This window comes from Cytobacillus pseudoceanisediminis (genome assembly GCF_023516215.1).
Taxonomy (GTDB): Bacteria; Bacillota; Bacilli; order Bacillales; family Cytobacillaceae; genus Cytobacillus; species Cytobacillus pseudoceanisediminis.
On record NZ_CP097349.1, the window covers coordinates 833,037 to 847,849 of the forward strand.

Annotated in this window: 13 protein-coding genes; 10 read left to right on the top strand and 3 right to left on the bottom strand. The window is 44.1% G+C overall.

The features are described 5' to 3' along the window. Positions 1-54: 54 nt before the first annotated feature. Positions 55-843, bottom strand: a complete 789-nt coding sequence (locus tag M5V91_RS04575) for a Cof-type HAD-IIB family hydrolase (protein WP_019382306.1) — start codon at positions 841-843, stop codon at positions 55-57. Positions 844-974: 131 nt separating this feature from the next. On the opposite strand from M5V91_RS04575, the gene M5V91_RS04580 reads away from it, so the two are divergent. From M5V91_RS04580 to M5V91_RS04605, 6 genes are all read left to right on the top strand, one after another. Then, on the top strand, positions 975-1,574 hold the full coding sequence (locus tag M5V91_RS04580) for a GNAT family N-acetyltransferase (RefSeq protein ID WP_009333808.1): 600 nt from the start codon (positions 975-977) through the stop codon (positions 1,572-1,574). Positions 1,575-1,765: 191 nt separating this feature from the next. Next, positions 1,766-1,903, top strand: a complete 138-nt coding sequence (locus M5V91_RS04585; RefSeq protein ID WP_019382305.1) for a hypothetical protein — start codon at positions 1,766-1,768, stop codon at positions 1,901-1,903. Continuing rightward, a complete protein-coding gene (locus M5V91_RS04590) occupies positions 1,900-2,073 on the top strand; it encodes a hypothetical protein (RefSeq protein WP_284521758.1) in 174 nt (57 codons plus the stop codon). The genes M5V91_RS04585 and M5V91_RS04590 overlap by 4 nt, the downstream gene beginning before the upstream one ends. Positions 2,074-2,115: 42 nt before the next feature. Beyond that, a complete protein-coding gene (locus M5V91_RS04595; protein ID WP_009333810.1) occupies positions 2,116-2,382 on the top strand; it encodes a hypothetical protein in 267 nt (88 codons plus the stop codon). 222 nt (positions 2,383-2,604) lie between these two features. Beyond that, entirely contained in the window at positions 2,605-2,778 is a 174-nt protein-coding gene (locus M5V91_RS04600; RefSeq protein ID WP_226280741.1) for a hypothetical protein, read from the top strand. A 680-nt stretch (positions 2,779-3,458) separates the two neighbouring features. After that, complete coding sequence (locus M5V91_RS04605; RefSeq protein WP_284521759.1) at positions 3,459-5,363, top strand: endonuclease MutS2; 1,905 nt, start codon at positions 3,459-3,461, stop codon at positions 5,361-5,363. 158 nt (positions 5,364-5,521) lie between these two features. Here the strand turns inward: M5V91_RS04605 and M5V91_RS04610 are convergent, their stop codons facing one another. Together M5V91_RS04610 and M5V91_RS04615 are read right to left on the bottom strand one after the other, a co-directional pair. Further along, entirely contained in the window at positions 5,522-6,976 is a 1,455-nt protein-coding gene (locus M5V91_RS04610; protein WP_284521760.1) for a flavin monoamine oxidase family protein, read from the bottom strand. A gap of 111 nt (positions 6,977-7,087) precedes the next feature. Then, entirely contained in the window at positions 7,088-8,512 is a 1,425-nt protein-coding gene (locus tag M5V91_RS04615) for a Na+/H+ antiporter NhaC family protein (RefSeq protein ID WP_009333814.1), read from the bottom strand. 312 nt (positions 8,513-8,824) lie between these two features. On the opposite strand from M5V91_RS04615, the gene M5V91_RS04620 reads away from it, so the two are divergent. From M5V91_RS04620 to M5V91_RS04635, 4 genes are all read left to right on the top strand, one after another. Then, positions 8,825-9,061, top strand: a complete 237-nt coding sequence (locus tag M5V91_RS04620; protein ID WP_232292512.1) for a heterocycloanthracin/sonorensin family bacteriocin — start codon at positions 8,825-8,827, stop codon at positions 9,059-9,061. Between the two features lie 171 nt (positions 9,062-9,232). Continuing rightward, entirely contained in the window at positions 9,233-11,188 is a 1,956-nt protein-coding gene (locus M5V91_RS04625; RefSeq protein ID WP_284521761.1) for a putative thiazole-containing bacteriocin maturation protein, read from the top strand. Continuing rightward, positions 11,185-13,128: a TOMM precursor leader peptide-binding protein gene (locus tag M5V91_RS04630; protein ID WP_284521762.1), complete on the top strand. Its 1,944-nt coding sequence runs from the start codon at positions 11,185-11,187 to the stop codon at positions 13,126-13,128. Before M5V91_RS04625 ends, M5V91_RS04630 begins: the two co-directional genes overlap by 4 nt. Before the next feature lie 22 nt (positions 13,129-13,150). Continuing rightward, positions 13,151-14,725 carry a SagB family peptide dehydrogenase gene (locus M5V91_RS04635; protein WP_284521763.1) on the top strand — a complete coding sequence of 525 codons (1,575 nt, stop codon included), beginning with the start codon at positions 13,151-13,153 and terminating at the stop codon, positions 14,723-14,725. Positions 14,726-14,813: the final 88 nt, after the last annotated feature.

Here is a 14,813-nt window from a genome sequence, read left to right on the forward strand (position 1 = left end):
CCCGTTAACGAATTACACCTGTCTTTTTTATTTCAAAAAGACCTATAAAATACTTTAAATCGCATAAGATTTAAGAAGATAACGTTCAATAAACTCAGCTAATCCATCATTTTCGTGGTGCCCTGTAACAAAATCAGCTGCGTCTTTAACCAGTTTGCCGGCGTTCCCCATTGCCACACCCGTACCGGCATGACGAAGCATCTCTATATCATTGGGGCCATCTCCAATGGCTGCGACTTCATTTGGGCTGATTCCAAGTTCGTTAAGTAAGCTTTTGATAGCAGCCCATTTGGAAACATCGGGAGCAACCAGCTCAAACCCGTCATTCCAATCGATGACTGCTGCTTCCGTTTTAAACAAAGCAGATATTTCTTGGCTTGGGGAACCAGTTCGAACACTATATTTAAGAACATCCTGATAAGCAGCCTGTCTTAAATCTCCAATATACTGCGGCGGAATTTGCCCAACTTTCGTCCAATAATCGATTTCTTCATTTGTTTCCTTACAATATAGCCCAGTTGATGTATGGATCATAACATTACATGGACTTTCTGCGGTCAGATGGTGAAAGCGTTCCTCGTTCAATCGTACGGTTTTTATTTGCGTAGCCCTTCCTGTCTCTGCATCGTGAATAGAGGCACCATTCAAACAGATCATGGGAGTTTGCAATCCAATTTCTTTATGGTAGGGAGCAGTTACTTCATAGTGCCGGCCAGTGGCTAGAAACACCATGACTCCCTGATCTATGAGCCGATAAATGGCTTCCATGTTTCGGCGGGAAATGCAGTTTGAGGCTTTCAGGAGTGTACCATCCATATCAATAAATACTGCACGCATATTCATTTATATTGCCTCCTCTTTCGTTGATAAACCAATCATATCCTCTTAATATTAAAGCCAGGTAAACTCAGTGTATAGTTTTGTGTTTTTTATTTATCGAGTTGAAACATCCACAAAGAATAGAGGGGCAGACTATGAATATTATTCTTGCTAGTGAAGCAAAAGGAAATATAAGAAATGAGATGAGTGTCATTTTTGTAGACGGCTTTTATCAATGGCTGAATTACTTTTCAAAGGATAAAGCTAAACTTTACAGGACATTTGCCCATATGTTTAATACTGAGGTCTTCTATACGGCTGCAGATGACAATCATATTGCAGCTATAGCCGCCTGTACAAACAATACACCTGCAGTGAGATTAAAATATAGTGAATTTAGAAAGCATCTTGGTTTAATTATGGGAAGTATTGCTTATATCGTTCTCAAAAAAGAATTTGAGAAAAATCAATATCCCTTTCAAATATCTGAAAATATGGGTGCAATAGAGTTTGTGGCAACATCAGTTAATTATAGAGGACAGGGTGTGGCGGCAGAACTGCTAAAATCCATAATGGATTCAAATCCATTTGACGAATATGTTCTAGAGGTAGCAGATACCAATACAAATGCCATCAAGCTTTATGAAAAACTGGGCTTTTCAGAGTTTATGCGTATACCTCAAAAGCATAGTGAAAGAAGTGGTGTCAATAATCTTGTCTATATGAAGCATGTGAAGAAGAAAGAAGTTGAGTAGCTGGGGCCTGTCCTGTGATGTGATGGCTAAATGGACGAACTGAGAAACCCTGATGCTGTATAGTTGATTTGAATCCATTTATCTAAAAATACGTTATTTTCACGAAAAAGAAGTTTAATAGAAGTAAAGTTAAGACATCAATTATACTAGGCTTCGATTATAAAATATTTCTAAGAAGGAGATTAATATCAATGGCATCTGTATTCAAAGAAGAGAAACTGTATCGGATTCAGATTATTAAACCATGCCAGGTAATAGGCATTCTCGATAATGTTTTTGGAGGGTTTTATCCCTTTTTAGACGATATTAAAGCAGAAAACTGGGGATGATCCCGGCAGGCTGTGAAGGGTGGTTAATCAAAAAATGGGGACGAACATACTTTTTGCCTGATGAAAACCAGAATGGAATCGAGCAATTCACACCTACAGACCAGCCATTTGTGTTAATTCCCTATCATAAAATAAAAGACTCTTACAAAAAAAGAGCTAACGGGGACTAAAACTTAATCGGTTATAGAAAAAAATAAGGAGCGGCGGCTGCGGTGATTAATGACTGGATTCTTACAATTATTATCTTGCTGATTATAATCCTTTGTCTTTACTTTATTGCCAGACATAAAAAACAAGCGGTTCAGGTATTTACTTTAGAGAGTTTTTTAAATGCACATCACTGGAATGAAAGTGAAGATACGAATAAAAATATACTGGATTCGATTAAAGGATTTTTTGATGAAGCTGATCATGCCGGGAACGGCGATGAGAGTAATACAGGAGACAGCGATGATGGAGGGGACGACGGTGGAGAATGAGTGCCAGCAGTTACCCTGAAATAAATTAGATCATGAGTTTCAAGGTACCCGTTTGTGAAGGGCTTTTAGTCCCGCTCTTTGAAAAAGCTATGTTTTATTTTCATGAACTTTCTTAAAAGAAGGTTAATGAATGTAAAAAAATGGATTGTGACCTTCTATTTCCGTTCGGATTCTTCTATGATTACTACTGTAACAAATATAGCAGCCAAGGAGGAATTGGAAATGAAAAAATGGTTATTAGCTATGATGGCAGTTTTAATGATTACAGGTGTGGCTACAGGCTGCAACAATGAAGATGATACTGACGAGACTAACACAGAAGAAACTGAAGATACGGGAACAGAAGAAGGCACTGAAGAAGGAACAGAAGAAGGAACAGAAGAGGAAACTGAGTAAGATTCAAATTCAAAGAAAGTGCGCCTTTTGAAGAAGGTGCACTTTTCTTTGGAAAAACAGCTTTATAAACAAGGCTGTTTTCGCAAGGTTTGTTGCTTTTTATATATTATTATTTACTGAGTTGATTGTAGCGGAAGGTGCGAGACTCCTGCGGGAGTAGCGGGACAGGTGAGACCCCGCAGATGCGCAGCGTCGAGGAGGCTCACCGCCCGCCCCGCGGAAAGCGAGCATCCTGGAGCGGAAATCAACGGACAACATTGATAGACGAAAAACAACAATTTATACGAAAAGAGCCTTAAACAATGTACAAATAATTCCAAAAGTTGTTTGACGAGACTGGCAGTTCCGTGCTACATTAATTTCATAATACAAAAAGGTGTGGTGAAGTATGTCGGTAGTAGGTGTCAACTAATTGTTATTAGTTGAATAAGGTGTTTATTTTTCTGGTTTTAGCCAGTTTATTAAGAATGCCTTTTTTCAAACATAACTTGTTTGAATACCTACTATAAGACTGCTTCCATTTCTATATTTTCGTGTAGCTTAAGACACTATTCCTGCTTTAGGGTTTAGTTTGTTTATGCCTGTTCGAAATAGAACGCCCGCGGAAGCTTTCTGCCCAATTCAATTTGGCGGTGGGGAAGGCTTTTGCGGGCTATTATATTTGGAGTGAGGCAGAGAATATGAATAAAATGACTTTTGAAAAATTACAATACCACGAATTGAAGAATAAAGTGAAACAGCATTGCGTCAGCAGTTTAGGGAAAGAGTTAATCGACCGGTTACAGCCGAGCTCGAATATGAAAGCCGTCCGCAATCGCTTAAATGAAACAAGCGAGGCCAGAAGGCTGCTGGACGCCGAAAAGCATTTGCCATTAACAGGCATTTCCAATATCACAAGCCATATTGAAAAATTGGAAAAAGGCATCATATTAACTCCATCCGAGTTAAACGCTGTATCCGATTTTTTAAGAGGCTGCCGGAAAATCAAGAAGTTTATGGCTGATAAAGAATTCTTTGCGCCAGTTCTGTACACTTATGCGCTATCTATGACTGAATTTAGAAATATCGAAGAAGAGATCTTATATGCGATTAAAGGAAACATGGTTGATTCCGGTGCCAGCAAAGAGCTGAAACGAATCAGAAATCACATAGCAAAAACAGAAGGGAAAATAGAAGAACGTTTGAATAAGTTTTTGCGCAGCGGAGCAAATAAGGAGTACATTCAAGAATTCTATATCAGCAAAAAGGATGACCGTTTTACAATTCCGATTAAAGCATCCTTTAAAAATCAGGTAGCCGGAACCGTAATCCAAACATCTTCAAAAGGGTCGACTGTTTTCATAGAGCCTGATGCAGTTTCAAAGCTCAATGTTGAATTGGCGATGCTAAAATCGGAGGAGTCGGTAGAGGAATATCAAATATTAGCCACGCTTTCCGGAGCCATTCTTGAATCCATTCATGAGATCCGCATCAATATTGAATGCATCAGCCAGTACGACATGATTTTTGCGAAAGCGAAGTGCAGCAAAAGTACGGACGCCATTGAACCGGAGATTAATAATCATGGGTATATCAAATTAGTAAGCAGCAAACACCCCTTATTAGAAGGAACCATTGTCCCGCTGGATTTTGAAATCGGGAAAGATTATAGAAGTTTAGTCATAACAGGCCCAAATGCGGGCGGGAAAACCGTCGTCTTAAAGACAATCGGAATCCTCATTCTGGCTGTCATGTCCGGGTTTCATATTATGGCGAAACCGGGAAGTGAAATCGCCATCTTTGATCATGTGTTTGTTGATATTGGCGATAATCAAAGCATAGAGAACGCTCTAAGCACGTTTTCTTCCCATATGAAGAACATATCAGAGGTCATGAGTGCTTCCACGAATAATACACTGCTTTTATTCGATGAGATCGGCAGCGGAACAGAGCCGAATGAAGGTGCCGCTTTAGCCATTGCCATTCTGGAAGAGTTTTATCATATGGGATGCATCACGGTTGCCACTACTCACTATGGTGAGATTAAACGATATTCTGAAATGCATGATGATTTTATGAATGCTGCCATGTTATTCGATAGTGCGGAATTGAAGCCGATGTATAAGCTCTTAATAGGTGAATCAGGAGAGAGCAATGCGCTTTGGATTTCCAGAAAGATGAATATCCGCGAACATGTCCTGAAGCGTGCGCAAATGTATATTGAAAACAAGGATTATAATCTGGAAGCAGTAAGAGAGAACAGAATAAAGAAGCCGGTGATTGAAGTGACGCAGAACATAGAGGAATATCATTATGAAATCGGTGACCGGGTAAAATGGATCAGCCAGGATGATTACGCCATTGTCTACGAGGCAATAGATAAATTTAATAACATCAAGCTGTTCTATAAAGATGAAATTGTGGAAGTGAACAGTAAGCGGGTTGAATTGGACATTAAAGCAAGCGAGCTTTATCCAGAAGGATATGATATGAATACCTTATTTACCAATTACCATCAACGGAAGCTGCAGCATGATCTGGAGAGAGGATCGAAAAAGGCGCTGAGAAAGGTTCAAAAGGAGATCAGAAATAGAAAGCAGGAATAGTGTCTAATGGTATGAAGGCGATCCTCCAGTTTTGGAGAGATCGCTTTTTCTTCTTTGTGTCAATGCGTTTCGGCCCATAATATGAACTAATAGTTAGATAATCCGTTTAAGCAGAAGTAGATTTCTAATCAGCCATTACACCAGTATTTAAAAATTACTTACTTAGGCAAATCATTTACCTCATATGCAGCTTGTATGCCGGATTCGATTGCCCCTTGAATCCATGTCCGGGTTTTGGATGCATGCTCTCCGGCAAAATGGACACGCCCCGCAGGTGAAACAATACCGGGAAACAATTCGGTTTCCTGTCCTGGTTCAAAGAATGAAAATCCGCCAGAAGCAAAAGGATCCAGTGCCCAGCTGTATGAAGCACCTGCAGCAAATTCGCTATAAACGATATTGCCGTAAATATCCGCCAGGTTTTTTAGTGCGTATTGAATACGCATCTCCTCCGGCTGGCTATCCCACGTATGAGCCTCATCCGCCCAGGTATAGCTGGCAATAAGAATGGCAGGGCCGCTTGTGCCAATCCCATGGCTTGGAAGATAGGTAAATCGAATCGGCTGGTCTGTAATGGTTTTGCCGCCCGGCTGGCCTGCTATCTCCCAAAACCGGGACTTAAACTCAATGGCGATTTTGGTTGCTGCCATATAATTAAGTTCGCGAATAGCTCTCCGCTTGAAATAGGAAAATGAATGAAAGGGTTCGATATTTACGAATCTCATAACTGAAAAGGGGATAGTGATAATGGCAAGGTCTCCGGTTATGGTGGAATGCTCATTGGTCTGCTGATGGGTTAATTGAATGGTCACGCTGTTTGTGTCCTGAATGATTCCAGTCATTTTTTGATGAAGATGAATATCATTTTTCAATTGAGGGAGGAAAGCCTTTGGCAATCGGTCCATTCCGCCTGTTATTTCATAGTAAGCTCCTGGAGAAGTGAAAATGACTAACTCACGTAAAACTTCGGTAAAAGACATTCCCATAAATGCTTCCAAATCCAGCAGCACACCGATCATATCAATCGCACCAGCTGAAAAATAAAGGTTTAATATGTAGCCAAAAGAGTATTTTTTATATTGGCTTTCCAAAATGGCCCAATTTCTGGCGGGGTCTGTGCTGACAAAGTCAATAAAAGGCTGTACCGCTGTCAGCAGAAGCGTTTCAGCCGATTTTCCTCTCTCATTAGGATGAATGGGGAAATTTAATATGCCTGGATAGCGTTCAAACACCTCAAGCCGTGTTTTAATGCCATTTGCGTAAAGAAGATCCATAGGAGTGCGGTTTATAAAAACATTTATAGGGAGCTTGAATTTTTTTATAAAGGACAAGGTAAGCGAATGGATATGAGGAATCCTCATTGGGCCTGCGTTAAAGAATAATCCTTTGCTGAAAGGGGAGCGCATGGTATATACCCGTCCGCCTATTCTGTCATTTGCTTCAAGAATGGTGATCTTATGCCCCGATTCCTTTAATAAAGAACCTGCCACCAGGCCAGCCATACCTGCACCAACAATGATGATATGCTTTGGCGACTGTGTCTTTGGAAGGCCGTGATGAATCACATTCAGCATATGATCATTCGTTAATTCCGGCTTTTTCTTCCAAGTCATCTCACCGCCCCTTTGCAATAGGATTCATTGCAGTATATTCATCTGCATGAATCACTATGTGCATAAGTGGAAAAGGGACTGCTGGACACAGCAGAAGTGAATACAAACTTCCTAGGAAATAAAAACCCCGCTTGCAATGAATAACCCCGCTGCAATCACACCGCCAATGGCTGAGACCTTCAATTTATATCGTGCATAATCCACAAGGTCCATATCTAAGATCGAAGCAGTGGTAATGGTCGTATCTCCAAGCGGTGAGGTTAACGCTCCGAATGCCCCGCTTGCGAATACGGCTCCAACGGTAAGCGGAATGGAGGCGCCAGTCGAAACCGCCAGGGTAATTCCAAGCGGCATGAATAATCCCCAGGTCCCCCATGAGCTTCCTATAAAGTAGCCGACCACTGAACCGAGCACGAAGATGGCTGCTGGAGTCAGGAAGGCAGGCAGAAAGCTTCCGAGTGAACTCCCGATGAATTCGGAAAATCCAAGATCCTCTGCAGCTAAGGTCAGTGCCCAAATCAGGATGAGCAGGCTGATCGCCTCCATCATCTGATTGCCTCCATCATAAAAATGATAAAGGATTTCGTTCATCTTCTCCCGCCTTATTATGTAGAAAATAAAGGTTAAAACGAGGGTAATAAAAACAGCAAGCAGCATCACAAAGGTTGCATCTGCCATGGAAAAGGCCTCGAATATTGTATTTGCACCCTGTGCCATGCCATCCTGCCATAACAGGAACAGAGAAAAGGCAAGCAATAAAACCACCGGTAAAATCAAATGCCATGGCTGGGCTTTGACAAGGGATAATTCCTTTTTAATTCCCATCCGATGGAACTCATGCTCTTTTTCCTCCAAATCGGTATGGGCCTCCCCATTTTGCTCTCCGGTCTTTTTCCGGCGCCAAAAGGTTTGAATGATTCCGATCAGCAGCATAATGATCGCGTAAAAGTTAAACAAAATACTTAATAAAAAGATCTCATATGCCGACATATCCAGGTTCAGCCCGCTGATGCCGCCTTCAACCAGGGACACCATGAAGCCCACAAATGCCGTTGCAACCGGCAGGAGCACGATGACTGATTCGGTTGAAATATCCAATGTCATGCCCACTTTTTGCTTGGACAAATTCATCTTTTTGATTAAGGATTTTATAATAGGCCCAATCATCATAATCCTGAACATCGGCATCATGAAAGTGAAAGGGAGGGTGATCCAGATGAACACAAGAAGACCCCGCTCAGATCGGATCCGCCTCCCGGCCCATTCGGAAAACCCCTTAATGCCTCCTGAGATATTCATCATCCCGACAAGCCCTCCGAACAAATATAAAAACCCGACAATCTTAATATTTGTTTCATCTGAAAGGGTTGTCACGATATAAGCGACTGATTGCTCCGTACCTGTCAGCAAATCAGCTGAAACAATGATGGAACCAACGAGAATGCCGACTACTAAGCCTGGAAGGATGTTTTTCAGCCAGATGGACATTCCGATTACGATTATAAATGGTATGAGAGATAACCAGGTATGATTCAAATTTCTGCCCTCCATTAAGAATGCCATTACTTATTTAGTATTGCCCAAAATTGTACTATGTAGAGCTATAAATGCCATGAACCTTATTCCTTTCTGCATGGTTATATGGAACCCGATAAATCTGGGTGTTTGATTCAGTAACAATACCCCAGCCCGGCACATATTTTGATGAGGAGAGTATTCGGAGAATGGATGAATTCAAAGAAATGCCGATTGATTTCTGCTGTTCTTCATGATTGCCCTTTGTTGCAGGCACAGCTTATTAATATTTATGGAGGTATGAACATGAATGATTTTCAGAGAGATCTTCAAATGCTGAATGTTGGTGATTTCCATGCGAACGAGGCGGTTCCATGGGATCAAAGCCAGTATTATAATGATCAATCCCGGCAAATTGGTTTTGGTTTTGGCCGCTGCTTTAGCTGCTTTTTCTTCTTCTGTTTCAACTGCTTTAACTGTTTTAATTGTTTCAACTGTTTCAGATGCTCTAATTGTTTCAGATGCGGCGGTCGCTGCGGAGGCCGTTGTGGCGGCCGCTGCGGTGGTTGATAACCATGAATCTATAAAACAATCCTTGCTGTATTGCAAAAGGAAGGCCCCTGCATTTTGCAGGGGCACTTCTCTTGAAGGTAAGACATATGAGACAAAGCCCGGTACATAGGATTATAGAGAAAGTAATGTTTAATAAATAGGAACAGTTTACGGGTAAGGAGGCGCGAAATGAAAAATTTGACCCCTTCTATGCGGCTGAAGGTAAAAAGGGACACGTTTTTTCTCCCAGATCCAACTAAGGGTGTGTATTTCCGCAATAATGTAAGTTCCTTCCAAATGGAAGGAACTATGATCGATCAGTGGGTTCAAAAGCTGATGCCAATGTTTAATGGCGAGCATTCGCTGGGGGAATTGACAGCCGGCTTGCCGGGCCCGCATAGGGATCGGGTGTTTGAAATTGCAGAAGTGCTATACCGTAACGGCTTTGTAAGGGATGTAAGCGGGGACCATCCTCATCAATTGGAAGATCATGTCCTTAAAAAGTATTCTTCTCAAATCGAATTATTGGAAAGCTTCGGTGACTCGGGTGCATACCGATTCCAGGCCTACCGGCAGGAAAAAGTGCTGGCAGCAGGATCTGGCCCTTTTTTGGTTTCGCTGGTTTCTTCGTTGATTGAGTCCGGATTGCCTAAAGTTCATATGGTCATTACAGACCCTGAATCGACGAATACAAGGCGGCTGAATGAGATTGTCGCACATGCCCGGCAAACAGACCCCGAAGTTTCAGTTGAGGACGTAACATACCAGAAGGAAGAAGACTGTCCCTGGGAGGAATTGATACAGCCTTATGATTCCATTTTATATGTTTCGGAAGCAGGGAATGTAGAGGAACTGCAGGTTATACATGCCGCGTGCCGGAAAGAGAAGAAGATATTTCTTCCTGCAATTATCTACAAACAGGCTGGTATGGCAGGGCCTCTCGTGCATCCGGAATCAGAAGGCTGCTGGGAGTCTGCCTGGCATAGAGTCCATCAATCCGCGTTTTGCGAAGACAAGCAATTGCACACCACCTCCCCAACGGCAGGAGCGATGCTGGCTAATTTAATCGTGTTTGAACTGTTTAAAGAGGTTACCGGATTAATCAGTGCTGAACAGAGAAATCAGTTTTTCCTGCTGAATCTGGAGACGCTTGAAGGAAATTGGCATTCCTACCTGCCACATCCGAACCTGACCGGAAATGCTGCTGTGGAATGGATTCAAGATGTTGATCAGAGGATCGGGCAGAGTTCCGAAAGAAATAAGACTGACAGTTTGTTTCTGTTTTTCAGCCAATTGACTTCCAAAGAATCCGGGATTTTTCATACATGGGAGGAGGGGGATTTAAAGCAGCTTCCGCTGGCACAGTGCAGCGTACAGGTAGCAGACCCGTTGTCAAAGGGCCCGGCAGAGCTCCTGCCAAATATAATCTGTACAGACTTGAGGCATGACGAGGCGCGCAGGGAAGCGGGGTTGACCGGGATTGAAGCGTATGTATCGCGGATGGCTGGCCGGCTTGAACTGCCTCCAAATAGCGAAATAAAGGGGAATATTTTAAATTTAAATGAATTTGCTGGAATTGGAGCAGGGGAAACATTTGCGGAGGGTGTTTTACGCGGGCTGGATAGGGGTTTGGAAGAGAAACTGGCTAAGCGTCAAGAGGTTCAGAAAACAGTTTCTCCGCTCCATTTGAATGCAGTAGAAGATGAACGATGCAGGTTCTATTTGGATGCATTGACAACGATGCAGGGAGCACCGAAAATCTGCCGGGGTGAGGGAGTATACGGCTTCCCTGTGGTCTGGGTCGGCACGGACGATCGCTGGTATGGCAGTGTTGGCTTTAATAACACATTAGCTCTGAGGAAAGCGCTGCAGCATGCGATTATACAGATGCAAAACCAATTGGGGACTCATAAGGGGACCGCTGTGGAGGCACCATCTGTGCTTCTCGAAGAAAAGGAGCCTCAAAGTCTAGTCATTCCTCCTTGTGATGAGAAGGAACAAACCCAGCTATTGCTGTCTGCAAGAAGGGTGCTGGAAGAAAACAGCAAGCGGCTCTTAGTCTGTGAATTTTCGTTCGAGCCATTTTTGAAAGAGAGTCTGGCAGGGGTGTTTGGGGTGTTCATAAGAGAGGAGGAATCTCAGTGAGTGCTGTCGTGGTAGTTGTCGGAGAGGGACTGCTGGCGGACAGCGTAAGCAAAGAACTGCTCGCCGAATATAAGGTAGTCCGTCATGTGAACTTTGAGCCTGAACTGCCGGTTGGGACTGATTTGATACTGGTGGTGCACGATAGCTGGATGCCTTCAGTTCATAAGAAAGCGGAGGAGGTGTCACGATCATCAGGTATTCCCTGGCTGCGGGGCTTTGTATCATTTGGAGAGGGTGTGATTGGCCCATTTGTTCACCCGTCCGCGCCGGGATGCTCACAGTGTGCGGACACTCGAAAACTCCTGGCAGGGCGTGACCGGGAAGAGATGTGGGAACTGCAGCAGAGACTCGAAGGGAGCAGCGGATTAGAGCGTGATGCCTGGGCATCGCGCACAGGACTTTTACAGATGTCCTGCCTGCTTGTGTCAGAGGTAAAAAGGGTACTGGAGGGCAGTTTTGCGGATCTGGAAGGGCGAATGTATTTGGTCAGCCTGAAAACATTTAAAACCTCTTGCCACCTCATTTTGCCGGATTCAATGTGCCCAGTGTGCAGCTCCCTGCCTGAAGATTCACAGGAAGCTGCAAGAATTACCATTAAGCCAAGTCCGAAAATAAGCGCAGCCAGTTACCGCTGCCGCTCATTGGAAGATTTAGATCAAACGCTAGTCAAAAATTATCTGGATCCTCGGACTGGTTTAATGAATGGGAAAATGTATGATTTCACGCCGCCTTTTGCGGATGTAGTCGTAAACCTTCCGCTGTTTAGAGGGGACGAAGGCGTGGCTGGCCGCACTCATTCCTATAAGGTGAGCGAGCTGACAGCCATCCTGGAGGGGCTTGAGCGTTCATGCGGCATATCGCCCCGTGGAAAGAGGACAGCAGTCTATGACAGTTTCCGCAACCTGGAAGATCGGGCTCTTAATCCTGTAAAAGTAGGTGTGCATGCGGATGATCAATATGCACGGCCCAACTTTCCATTTAAAAAATTTAATCCAGATAACCCGATGAATTGGGTATGGGGTTATTCGTTTTTGCAGGAGCGCCCGATTTTGGTTCCTGAGCTGCTTGCTTATTACAGCCTGGGCTGCGGGAATGGATTTGTCTATGAAACATCCAACGGATGCGCGCTGGGCGGCAGCCTGGAAGAAGCGATCTTCTACGGTATTTTAGAAGTGGTGGAGCGTGATTCATTCCTGATGACCTGGTATGGGCAGCTGTCCCTGCCGCGTCTTGATCCTTATTCCTCCAATGAACAGGAATTGCAGCTGATGATTGATCGGGTGAGGACAGTGGCGGGATATGATCTGCATCTGTATAACGCCACAATGGAGCATGGAATTCCAAGTGTTTGGGCGATGGCGAAAAACAGGAAGAAAAAAGGATTGAATATCATTTGTGCGGCTGGAGCTCATCCCGACCCGGTCCGGGCGGTAAAAAGCGCTGTTCATGAGTTAGCCGGAATGATGGGGACACTGGACGATAAACTCGAAGAAAACAAGGGGGAATTTTTGCGAATGCTGCAGGATTCTTCCCTCGTCGGCAAAATGGATGACCATGGGATGCTTTACGGCTTGCCGCAAGCGGAGGAGCGCCTGAAGTTTTTGCTGGATGAAAACCGTCCGCTCCGAACGTTTTCCGAGGAGTTCAAGCGGGAGAGAAGACATGCAGACCTGACAGATGATCTGCAGGACCTTCTTCAGGCATTGCACCGGCAAAATCTTGATGTAATAGTGGTGGATCAGACGACACCGGAAATACAGCAGAGCGGATTGCATTGTGTCAAAGTGCTGATTCCGGGTATGCTGTCAATGACATTTGGACACCACCTGACACGTGTAACAGGGCTTGAGAGGGTGCTTGAGGTCCCGATGAAACTGGGATATGCAAAAGAACCCCTTACAGTTGAACAGCTTAATCCACATCCTCACCCATTTCCATGAGCATGACCGGGAGGTAAAAAGGATGAATCTAGATACCTTTCTGCACAATTTGCATTTTGATATTGACCAAATAAGCCCGCCGGATTGGGAAGTGGATTGGGAAGATGCGCCGCTTGCCTATAAGCTTTACCGGGGCTTGCCAGTTGTTCCCCTGTCACTGGAGGTTCCCCTTTCCTGTAAAGAAATGGAGGAACCTGCAAAGCCTGAACTTAGGAGAATGGGTCATTTTCTTTGGTACACATTCGGCCTTAATCAGGTTAGCCAATCCCTCTTTCCAATTGGGTCCAATGAAGAGGCGGATGGGTTTATGCAGTCGCTTCGGCGGTCTGTGCCTTCTGGCGGAGCGCTGTATCCTAACGAACTATACATGTTCCTGAAATTGGATGACTTGCCGGAGGGAATCTACCACTACGATGTGCTGCACCACCGCCTGGTGCTGCTGCACAAGGGTAATTTCGATTCCTATATAGCCCGTGCTCTTGGCAATCGCTGTGATGTGACATCTTGTTTTGGGACTGTATTTATGACGACCATGTTCTGGAAAAATTACTTTAAATACAATAACTTTGCTTATCGACTGCAGGGCTTGGATGGAGGTGCAGTGATGGGACAGTTATTAGAGGTTACAAAGAGGTTTGGTTTTGCAGCGGGAGTGTACTTCAACTTTCTTGATCGTGCCCTAAACCATCTCCTTGGACTGTCTGATCAGGAGGAGAGCGTATATGCCGTTATCCCGCTGTCAGTTGAACCGACCAGCTGGGCTGTGAACAGAAGCGGCAGGGATGGAATGGCCTCTGCCTCCGAATTGTGCGAGGAAGTAACATCGGTTCAGAATAATGACTGGGTCAGGTCAATCAGAGTGAAAGACTTTCCGATGTTAACCGGCATCAATAAAGCGTCCATGCAGGAATCAGCTAAATCGTTTCGTCAAATCAGCCCTAGTGAAACCAATTGTGAGGGCCGGCCTTTGACTCTTCCTCATGTAAAAAGGATATCGTATGATTTGGCGTCAGTCTGCCGCGAGCGATTTTCACCGGACATGGATTTTGTTTCAGGAAAGGTTAGCCAAGAGCAGCTTGCTGCACTCCTTCAGGAGGCGACCGCATCCTGCTTGTATCGAAACGACTTAGATATGGCACTTGACAGGCGCGCGTCACGTGTAACTCTATATGTGTGTTTGAATAACGTCGAAGGGATTCCGGATGGAGCTTATTATTATGACAGCGATGCTCATTCACTAAGGGAGCTTAATCCCGGAGACCATCGAATTGCGCTTCAAAACGGAATGCCTGCAGGCAATGTGAATCTGTTTCAAGTCCCGCTCTGCTTTCATATAGCAGGGGATAAAGATTTTCATAAAGCGGAAATGGGCTACAGAGGCTATCGCATCCAGCAAATAGAAGCGGGAATGCTTATGCAGCGGCTGCTTATAGCTGCGACAGCCCTTGGGATGGGCGGGCATCCGCTTCTCGGATTTGATGCGAAAATGTGTGATGAAATTTACAGAATGGAATCACAGGGAAAAACAACCCTTATCCAAATCCCGATTGGCTTCTACCGGGCACGTCCATGGCTGAGAGGGAATTTAATCAGCTAGGTGAAGAGATGATTTTATGAGAGGCATGCTTGGTAGATTTCCATGCTAATAATTCAATATAAGACTATATTGTAATTCTCATAGGAAA

What these genes read in the sequence shown, in the direction of transcription:
- M5V91_RS04575 (WP_019382306.1), bottom strand. Translation starts at nt 843, where the DNA reads ATGAATATGCGTGCAGTATTTATTGATATGGATGGTACACTCCTGAAA.
- M5V91_RS04580 (WP_009333808.1), top strand. Translation starts at nt 975, where the DNA reads ATGAATATTATTCTTGCTAGTGAAGCAAAAGGAAATATAAGAAATGAG.
- M5V91_RS04585 (WP_019382305.1), top strand. Translation starts at nt 1,766, where the DNA reads ATGGCATCTGTATTCAAAGAAGAGAAACTGTATCGGATTCAGATTATT.
- M5V91_RS04590 (WP_284521758.1), top strand. Translation starts at nt 1,900, where the DNA reads ATGATCCCGGCAGGCTGTGAAGGGTGGTTAATCAAAAAATGGGGACGA.
- M5V91_RS04600 (WP_226280741.1), top strand. Translation starts at nt 2,605, where the DNA reads ATGAAAAAATGGTTATTAGCTATGATGGCAGTTTTAATGATTACAGGT.
- M5V91_RS04605 (WP_284521759.1), top strand. Translation starts at nt 3,459, where the DNA reads ATGAATAAAATGACTTTTGAAAAATTACAATACCACGAATTGAAGAAT.
- M5V91_RS04610 (WP_284521760.1), bottom strand. Translation starts at nt 6,976, where the DNA reads ATGACTTGGAAGAAAAAGCCGGAATTAACGAATGATCATATGCTGAAT.
- M5V91_RS04620 (WP_232292512.1), top strand. Translation starts at nt 8,825, where the DNA reads ATGCTGAATGTTGGTGATTTCCATGCGAACGAGGCGGTTCCATGGGAT.
- M5V91_RS04625 (WP_284521761.1), top strand. Translation starts at nt 9,233, where the DNA reads ATGAAAAATTTGACCCCTTCTATGCGGCTGAAGGTAAAAAGGGACACG.
- M5V91_RS04635 (WP_284521763.1), top strand. Translation starts at nt 13,151, where the DNA reads ATGAATCTAGATACCTTTCTGCACAATTTGCATTTTGATATTGACCAA.